This window comes from Terriglobales bacterium, from assembly GCA_035543055.1.
In the GTDB taxonomy this organism is placed as follows: domain Bacteria; phylum Acidobacteriota; class Terriglobia; order Terriglobales; family Acidobacteriaceae; genus JAIQFD01.
Genome location: DATKKJ010000137.1, coordinates 1 through 8,125 on the forward strand (window position 1 = coordinate 1; position 8,125 = coordinate 8,125).

Consider the following 8,125-nt stretch of genomic DNA (forward strand, 5'->3'; position numbering starts at 1 on the left):
AGGCAAGAGCGTCTCCATGGAGTCGCGGCTGCAGCAGGCGCTCGCGGCGGCGCCCCGCGCTCGCGCCGCCTCGGCCCTGGAGCTGATGGAGCACCTGGCCATCCTCAAACGCTGGTACTATCGCTCGGCGCGCGTGGGCGAACTGTTCCTGGTCGAAGGAGCGGGCGAGCTGCCCTACCGCAAGCTGGTGCGCGGCGTCTCCCGCGTTTTCCGCGGCGAGAAGGCGGAAACCGACGCCCTGGAGACCGCCGCCCGCGAATACTGGCTGGCCCGCACCCGCGAGACGGAGAATCCCGCTTGATCACCTATCAGGACGCAGTCGCAAAGCTGCTCGCCCTCGGCCACGAGCTGCACGACACGCCCTCGAACAAGTTCGACCTCGCCCACGTGCGGCTGATGCTCGACGCCCTATCTCATCCGGAACGCCGCTTCGTCAGTGTCCTGATCGCCGGCACCAACGGCAAGGGCTCGACCGCGGCCACACTCGAATCCATCCTGCGCGCCGCCGGTCACCGCACCGCTCTCTACACCTCGCCCCACCTGGAGCGGGTGAACGAGCGCATCCGGGTGGAGGGGGAGGAGATCTCCGACTCCGAGTTTGCCGCCGTATACGAGCGCGTCGCAGACGTGGTCCAGGAGCTGCTCGCGCTCGGCGTGCTGCCCTGGCATCCCAGCTTCTTCGAGATGCTCACCGCGATGGCCTTCGAGTACTTCGCCATGCGCGACGTGCAGCTCGCGGTGCTCGAGGTCGGCATGGGCGGCCGCCTGGATGCGACCAACGTCGTCGATCCCATCGTCGCCGTCATTACCGATATCGCTCTCGACCACCAGAAGTTCCTCGGCGACACCATCGCCCAGATCGCCCACGAGAAGGCCGGCATCATCCGCCCCGGCGGTGTCGTGGTCACCCTGCCCCAGCACCCCGAGGCCAACGACGTCATCGGCAACACCATCCTCGACCGCGGCGCCACCGCCATCAGCGCCGTCCCCTATGTGCCCCCGGTTTCTCCGGGCGCGGCGAGCGTCTTTGCTGACGACCGACGACCGACGACCGACGACTTGTCTTCTTCTGCACGAAACCGCTATCCGCTCCAGGTCCTTGGTTCGCAAATACTCGTGGATTCCCCTTTGCTCGGCCGCCACCAGCTCCGCAACATCGCCCTGGCCATCGCCGCCGCCGAACAGGTTAACAACTTCGGCCATCGGGTCAGCGCCCAGGACATCGAACGCGGTATTCGGAACACCCATTGGACCGGCCGCTTCCAGAGCATGCAGCCGGAAGACTGGCCGGAGATCATCCTCGACGTCGCTCACAACCCGGCCGGCGCCTGGGCGCTGCGCTCGACTTTGTCCGAATACGCCGCCGACCGCCCACTCACTTTCGTCTTCGGCGCCATGCGCGACAAAGCCATCGGCGAGATCGCCGAGATCCTGTTTCCGCTCGCCTCCCACGTGGTCGCTACCCGGGCGCGCAACCCGCGCTCCGCGTCCCCGGAGGAGGTCCGGCAAGCCGCCTCCCGCGCCGCCGCCGACATCGAACTCGCCGGCTCCGTTCCCGCCGCCCTGGCCCGTGCCCGCGAGCTGACGCCCAAGGACGGCCTGATCGTGGTCACCGGCTCCATCTATCTGGTCGGGGAAGTACTCGGCGAGCTGAAAGCCTCGGCAGCGGCGTCGAAATCGATCGCAGAATGAAGACTTCAGATTGCAGATCTCAGATTTGACCAAATCTGACTTCTGAAATCTGCACTCTGAAATCTACAATCGTCTTTCTTGGTTCAACCATCCAAATTCGACGACCGGCTCAGCTGGGTCCGCGGCATCTTCCTCTTCAACCCGCTGATCTACACCTACACCATCGTCCTGGGCACGCTCTCGCTCATCTCTTCGCTCTTCGACCGCTCCGGCCGCATCCAGCACGGATTCGCCCGCCTCTGGTCGTGGCTCATCCTGAAGACCATCATGTCGCCGGTGCGCGTCACCGGCCTCGACCGCATCGACACCTCCAGGCCCGCGGTGTACGCCTCCAACCACATCTCCGCCCTCGACATCCCGGTGCTCTACGTCCACCTGCCCTTCCAGTTCCGCATCATGGCCAAGAAGGAACTCTTCCGCTATCCCTTCATGGGATGGCACCTGAAGCGCTCCGGCCAGGTGCCCATCGAGCGGGAGAACGCCATTGCCTCCATCCGCGCCCTCAACCGCGCCTCCGAGAGCCTGAAGGCCGGAATGCCGCTGGTGGTGTTTCCCGAGGGAGGCCGCTCCGCCACCGGGCAGGTCCAGCCTTTCATGCCGGGAGCGTTCTACGTGGCCATCAAGGCGCAACGCGACGTCGTGCCCATCGCGCTGGTCGGGACTTACGAGCTGCTGCCGATGAACACTTACCACATCAAGCCGCGCACGCTCGAAATGGTGGTGGGCGAGCCCATCTCCACCGCCGGCTACACCACTAAGCAGATGAACCAGCTCGCCGCCAAAGTCCAGAAGGCGGTGGAAGGCCTCTACTACGCCCGCAGCGAGGTCCACGATCCACGCGCGGCCTCAACGAAAGATACCGCTACTCCTTCTCCCAACCCTTCACGTCTGTCATCCTGAGCGGGCTTCAGCCCGCGAAGGACCTCGGACCAGGTTGGCAGCGCGCTAGCGTGTATCGGCTCCCCCCACGCGGTTTGCAGCGGGAGCTGGCGACTGACGACTGACGGCCGGCGACTGCTTCGCTCTCACCACCGCATACATCTCCTTCGCGATCTCTTCCGCCAGACCGCCCCGGTACAGGTCGAAGTGATCGCGCCCCTCCAGGTAAGTGACCTTCGCCCCGGCGTCGAGCTCCTTCAGCGTCTGCTCCAGCAGTCGCGCCGAACCCTCCAGGTGGAAATTGTCGACGCTGCCCACCCACACGCGGATCTTGCCTTTCAGCTTCGGTCCGATCTGCTTCCAGTTCTTGCGCAAGTAGGTGGAGACGTCGTACCGCTCCTCCCACGCCTTCACCACTTCCGGGTTCACCTTGCCGGTCTGGTGATCGAAGACCTGCATCGGCCGTCCATCCTCGCCGCGCGGGCTGAACACGGCATCGAATGACTGCATCTGCCCGCCGTAGTCGCCCAGCACCTGCTCCAGTTGCACGAATTCCTTCATGCTCATGATCTCTTTGCCATGGAAACGGAACAGGTTGCGCTCCTTGCCGCCGGCGTCGTAGTAGAAGTTGTCGCCCTTCAGCAGGTCGATGTCGGTGAAGCTGCGGAAATCCTCCGGGTCGGGCGACGTGGACCACGTCCCGCCGAACACATCCGGATAGTTGATCTCCAGCCACAGCGACGACCATCCGCCCGACGAGTGCCCGGTCAGCAAGCGCCCCCGCGGCACCCCGTCCATGCGGAACTTCTTCTCCAGGTACGGGATGAACTCTCGGGTCAGCGCCTCGCCCCACGGCCCGTTGTTCACCGAGTCGGCGAACTCATGATGGCCCAGGGGACACTCGCCGTTGAGGAAGACGTAGATCATCTCCGGGGTCTTCCCCGACGACATGGCCGCCGCAATCTCGCGCCCGCGGTAATGTGCGCTGTCGAGGTAGTTTCCCTGGTACCCGTGGATCTCGTACACCGCCGGGTAGCGCCGGCTCGGCTCCTTGCTGTAGCTCGGCGGCAACAGCACCACGGCCTCGACCGTGATGGGGCGTCCCCAGAACTTGCTGAGCACGCGGCTCTCCATCGACACAAGCTTCTGGCTCACCGTGTCCTTGAACTCCTGCCCCGCCACGCGCTTGCTCAAAGTGAGCGCTACCGCCGCCGGCTTCGCCGGATCGAAGCCATGCTGTTCGATGACGTCGCTGTGCAGGTCTCCGCCGTCGGCGCGCGTCTTGTAACTGTAATTGTGGTTGACGTCCAGTAGCGCCATGAAACGGTAGTCGCCGACGCTGGCCTGCGCGAAGGGCTTGGGGAACGACAGCGTGGGCGCTACCTCGATGGGCGTCCCCGGCTCGAGGTCATGCACCTCGACCGCCTCCACCCACACCCTTGATGGATTCATCAGATCCGGCGCCAGCAGCTTGCCGTCGGCTGCGCTCTGGGTCATGAAGACCAATAGCCGGCCGGACACGGCCTTGTCCGCGACCTCCGGAGCCACGCTGATCTGGAACCGTACCGGTTGCTGCGCCTGCGCGCTCGCCGCAAGCAGCAGAATGACCTGCAGGAAGAAGAAGATTCGTCCCCTCATCCGCCCTCCGATCTACGATTGTACCGTCGGTGACGCCGATCACCGCGCACCGGGTACTTCGTACTTGTTGCCGTACCGGGGCTGCCGTATAGTCTTTGCGCCGACATTTCCTCCCCCGAGGCAGCGTCCCGGGCGAGTGTCTGTTCCGAGGCACATCATGCAGCCGCAAGAGTTCTGGCGCCAGATGGGGCGCCGTATCGCACCCTACGACCTGCTCTGCCATCCCTTTTACAAGGCCTGGAGCGCAGGCGAGCTCACCCGCGAAGACCTGAAGGAATACGCCTGCGATTATTTCCATCACGTCGCCGGTCTTCCCGATTACCTCAGCGAATTCCAGTCTCACCTGTCGGAAGGCCCGCTGCTCCGCGCCGTCACGGCCAACCGTGACGACGAGATGGGCGTCGGCTCGCCCGACGGCCGTCCCCACCACGAGATCTGGCTCGATTTCGCCCAGGGCATGGGCGCCAGTCCCGCCGAGGTCCGCGCTCACCAGCCGGTGGAAGAGATTCGCGAGCTCATCGACACCTTCATGCACATCGCCCGCACCGGCTCGAACCCCGAGGTGCTGGCCGCGCTCTGGGCCTACGAATCACAGGTCCCGCGCCTCGCCCGGGAGAAGTATGTGAAGCTGCGCGAGAAGTACGGCGCCGACGATGTTACCTGCGGCTACTTCGATCTGCACGCCATCGCCGACGTCTACCACTCCTCGACCTGGAAGCGGAAGCTCGAATACGAGCTGCGCGACAACCCGGGAAGCGAGGAAGCCGCCCTGCAGGCCGCCGAGACCGCCGCTAAGGCCTTGTGGCATGCCCTCGACGGCATCGACCGCAAGCGCAAAGCGCGCGTCGCCGCCTGAGCAGTCGATAGCGCATAGTTCATAGTGAGGCTTGCATCCGCTATGGACTATGCGCTATGCACTATGCGCTATGTCCAAGCCCGTCCCCGCCGGCGCCCGCGCCGAGGTCGAAGAGACCGTCACCCACGAACTCACCCTCACCGCCCGCCACCCCGACCTGCCTCCGGTCTATTCCACCCCCGACATGGTGCGGCTGATGGAGACCGCCTGCTTCTTCGCGCTCCAGCCCTTCGCCGAAGGCGACGAGATCACCGTCGGCGCCGCCATCCACGTCACCCACACCGCCGCCACCGGCATCGGCGCTCGGGTCAAGGCCGAAGCGGTCCTGGAAGCGCCCAGCGGCCGCTTCTACACCATGCGCGTCCGCGCCTGGATGTCGAACAACGGCGGCCCGTGGCAGGAGATCGGCTCCGGCACCGTGGACCGCGCTTTCGTCAGCGTCGGCAAGTTCATGTCCCGCTTAGCGAAGAAGTGATCCCGATTTGGAATCACAGATCGTAAATCAGAAATCACCAATCACGAATTCCTGCGACTCGCCCGCGCTACGCCGCATCTGACTCGCGATGCTGCAAATGTCCCGCAAGTGCGTCCCCTACACGCCGGTCACCTCCAAGCTTCGCGAACTCACCATCGCCCTGGTCTCTTCGACCGGGGTCTATCTGGAAGGCCAGCCTCCGTTCACCGATAACGGTGACGAGACCTTCCGCATCCTGCCCGGCGACCTCGACGTCTCCCAGCTCCGCTTCAAGCACGGCCATTACGACATCACCGAGGCCCTCAAGGACCCCAACGCCGTTTTCCCCATCGAGCGCCTGCGCGAACTGGCCGCCGAGGGATTCATCAAGGCGGTCTCCAACAAGCACATCGGCTGCAAAGGGTTCTCCACCGACTTGAAGAAGCAGTACGAGGTCATGGCCCCGGGCATCGCCAGCGAGATCGAGCGCTCCCAGGCCGACGCGGTCGTCCTCACCGGCGGTTGACCGGTCTGCCACCGGGTAATCGTTGCGGTGCAACGAGAGATCGAAGCCAGAGGCATCCCCACCGTGCTCATCACGGTCGTTCCCGCGGAATCGCGCGCCATGCGCCCGCCCCGCGCCGTCTACCCCAAAGGCAACACCCTGGGCCGCGTCCTCGGCGCCGCCGGGGAGCGCGACAAGCAGATGCGCGTGCTCACCGAGGCCCTGCGCCAGTTCGAGTTCCAGCACCTCCCGGGCGCCATTATCGAATTCGAACCCTAAGCAGTTGTAGGCCGCTCGCCCTCGAGCGGCCCCGGTTGGCGCCCACACGGGCGCCTTGCGCGCGCAGCGCGCATGGTCTTGGCTTCTGTGAGAGGGAATTGAGCCGCCTAAAACCCCAGCGCGGACGACCGTCAGGAGTCAGTCGTCCGCGCGCTCTTGGCCCTTGCTGTCCGACCGGGATCCAGGGGATGTAGGGCAGGATATGGTTCCTGCCCGGGGCACGGGACCCTTCGGTCGTTTTGTATCGCAGTAAGATACTTAAACCGGGGCGCCCTGTCAAGACTTGCCGGCAAGATTATCGCCCCACGACCGATTCGCCCCCCCCACCCCGCCCTCCCGGGCTTCAGCCTGAGTGGAAGGACCTTGTGTTTCCCCGGCTGTTAGAATGATTTCCGCATGTCACAAGCCACTCAGGCCGAGACCCGTCCCGCCGCCGAAGTCGTCCGCTCGGTCGCCGTCTCCCAGGGGCCGAACGGCGTCTGCTACGCCATGGCGGGCGAGACCGCCCTGGCCGCCCACGACCTGGAGCGCATGGTCGCGGTGGTGCCCCGCGCCATCGCCGCCGCCCTCGACCGCAAGGCCTACTACTTCGTCCCGCTCACCGTCAGCCGCGGTGACGAGACCCTCATCGCCGACCGCTATGACGTCGCCCTCAGCGACCAGGCGGTCTGCCATCGCAATCTCGACATGGGACAAGCGCAGTGCGTCTTCATCTCCACCCGCCTCATGGACGACAAGTTCTCCGTCGCCTTCGAGTTCTACATCAACGTCGGGCACGCCTTCGTGGAACGCGCCGGCGTCTCCCGCGAATTCTCCGACCTGGCCTGGAAGCAGGTGCTCGACAAGGCCCGCGGCGAGACCTCGCTCGACGCCCACGAGCTCCGCAAGATCGCCGGCGGCTCCGGCCCCGACGCCGAGCGCGCCCGCAACGAGTACTTCGAAGCCACCTTCTCCGACGTCATCGCCATCTACATGCTTTCCATGTTCCTCGACGTGGACTACTACGAACTGCGCGAGCGCGATTACCCCCTGCTCGCTCCCGCTCCCCTGGCCGAGCGCCTGCGCAGGGTCCACGAGCTCTTCCCCCCGAACCCGGGCTTCGAGTTCGCCATCTACTACCGCCGCAGAACCTAGAGGGACCACGTGGCGCGGCCGCACTCAGCCGCGGCTTGTTTTCATCGAATCTGTTGTACGATGCTTCGGACTTCAGTCGCCGCCGACCGACGACTGACGACTGAAATGATCGCCCATCTCCGCGGCCGCCTCGTTGCCAAGCACCCCAACCAGGCGGTCGTGGACTGCGCCGGCGTCGGCTACGACGTGGCCATCTCCGTCCCCACCTTCTCCGACCTGCCCAACGTCGGCGCCGAGGTCTCGTTCTTCATCCACACCCACGTGCGCGAGGACGCCCTCGCCCTCTATGGCTTTTTGAGGTCCGAAGAAAAGCGGCTGTTCGAGCGCCTGATCGGAGTCTCCGGCATCGGCCCCAAGCTGGCTATCACCATCCTCAGCGGCATGCCCGCCGAGGAGATGGTCGCCGCCATCCGCGGCAACGCTGTCGCCCGCCTCACCCGCATCCCCGGCATCGGCAAGAAGACCGCCGAGCGCATGGTGCTGGAGCTGCGCGACAAGCTCGAGGCCTTCGCCGCCGCCCCCGTCCGCGCCGTCTCGCCCGTGGAAGAGGACGTACTCTCCGCCCTGCTCAATCTCGGCTATCAGCGCCCTGCTGCCGAAAAGGCCATCGCCGCCGCTGCCGGCGCAAACGGCAAGAGCGCCTCTTTCGAGACGCTCTTCAAACAAGCCCTGTCTTCCATCAACCGCT

The 8,125-nt window shown here is 65.3% G+C and carries 10 protein-coding genes; 9 read left to right on the forward strand and 1 reads right to left on the reverse strand.

Annotation, left to right across the window (positions count from 1 at the left end; all coding sequences use genetic code 11):
• The 3 genes from VMS96_09545 to VMS96_09555 form a co-directional block, all read left to right on the forward strand.
• On the forward strand, positions 1-301 hold a 301-nt coding region (locus VMS96_09545; GenBank protein ID HVP43667.1), incomplete at its 5' end, for a hypothetical protein.
• On the forward strand, positions 298-1,692 hold the full coding sequence (locus VMS96_09550) for a folylpolyglutamate synthase/dihydrofolate synthase family protein (GenBank protein HVP43668.1): 1,395 nt from the start codon (positions 298-300) through the stop codon (positions 1,690-1,692). The genes VMS96_09545 and VMS96_09550, both read left to right, overlap by 4 nt.
• A gap of 78 nt (positions 1,693-1,770) precedes the next feature.
• Positions 1,771-2,592 (forward strand): lysophospholipid acyltransferase family protein, encoded by an 822-nt coding sequence (locus tag VMS96_09555; protein ID HVP43669.1) that lies wholly within the window; start codon positions 1,771-1,773, stop codon positions 2,590-2,592.
• Between the two features lie 45 nt (positions 2,593-2,637).
• Here VMS96_09555 and VMS96_09560 read toward each other — a convergent pair whose 3' ends face one another.
• A complete protein-coding gene (locus VMS96_09560; protein HVP43670.1) occupies positions 2,638-4,209 on the reverse strand; it encodes an alpha/beta hydrolase-fold protein in 1,572 nt (523 codons plus the stop codon).
• A 157-nt stretch (positions 4,210-4,366) separates the two neighbouring features.
• Here VMS96_09560 and VMS96_09565 point away from each other — a divergent pair, with 157 nt between their 5' ends.
• From VMS96_09565 to ruvA, 6 genes are all read left to right on the forward strand, one after another.
• Positions 4,367-5,065: an iron-containing redox enzyme family protein gene (locus VMS96_09565; protein HVP43671.1), complete on the forward strand. Its 699-nt coding sequence runs from the start codon at positions 4,367-4,369 to the stop codon at positions 5,063-5,065.
• A gap of 70 nt (positions 5,066-5,135) precedes the next feature.
• Positions 5,136-5,540 carry a thioesterase gene (locus VMS96_09570; GenBank protein HVP43672.1) on the forward strand — a complete coding sequence of 135 codons (405 nt, stop codon included), beginning with the start codon at positions 5,136-5,138 and terminating at the stop codon, positions 5,538-5,540.
• A gap of 97 nt (positions 5,541-5,637) precedes the next feature.
• Positions 5,638-6,045 (forward strand): glycine/sarcosine/betaine reductase selenoprotein B family protein, encoded by a 408-nt coding sequence (locus tag VMS96_09575; protein HVP43673.1) that lies wholly within the window; start codon positions 5,638-5,640, stop codon positions 6,043-6,045.
• 27 nt (positions 6,046-6,072) lie between these two features.
• Positions 6,073-6,303, forward strand: a complete 231-nt coding sequence (locus VMS96_09580; GenBank protein HVP43674.1) for a hypothetical protein — start codon at positions 6,073-6,075, stop codon at positions 6,301-6,303.
• Positions 6,304-6,699: 396 nt separating this feature from the next.
• The gene (locus tag VMS96_09585; protein ID HVP43675.1) at positions 6,700-7,437 is read left to right on the forward strand and encodes a hypothetical protein; all 738 of its coding nucleotides are present in this window, start codon (positions 6,700-6,702) and stop codon (positions 7,435-7,437) included.
• A gap of 105 nt (positions 7,438-7,542) precedes the next feature.
• Positions 7,543-8,125, forward strand: a 583-nt coding sequence (ruvA, locus tag VMS96_09590; protein ID HVP43676.1) for a Holliday junction branch migration protein RuvA, incomplete at its 3' end; no start/stop codon positions are given.

Bases quoted from the DNA above. Each gene is read 5' to 3' on its own strand.
- VMS96_09565 (HVP43671.1), top strand. From the start codon at position 4,367: ATGCAGCCGCAAGAGTTCTGGCGCCAGATGGGGCGCCGTATCGCACCC.
- VMS96_09575 (HVP43673.1), top strand. From the start codon at position 5,638: ATGTCCCGCAAGTGCGTCCCCTACACGCCGGTCACCTCCAAGCTTCGC.
- VMS96_09585 (HVP43675.1), top strand. From the start codon at position 6,700: ATGTCACAAGCCACTCAGGCCGAGACCCGTCCCGCCGCCGAAGTCGTC.
- VMS96_09570 (HVP43672.1), top strand. From the start codon at position 5,136: ATGTCCAAGCCCGTCCCCGCCGGCGCCCGCGCCGAGGTCGAAGAGACC.
- VMS96_09560 (HVP43670.1), bottom strand. From the start codon at position 4,209: ATGAGGGGACGAATCTTCTTCTTCCTGCAGGTCATTCTGCTGCTTGCG.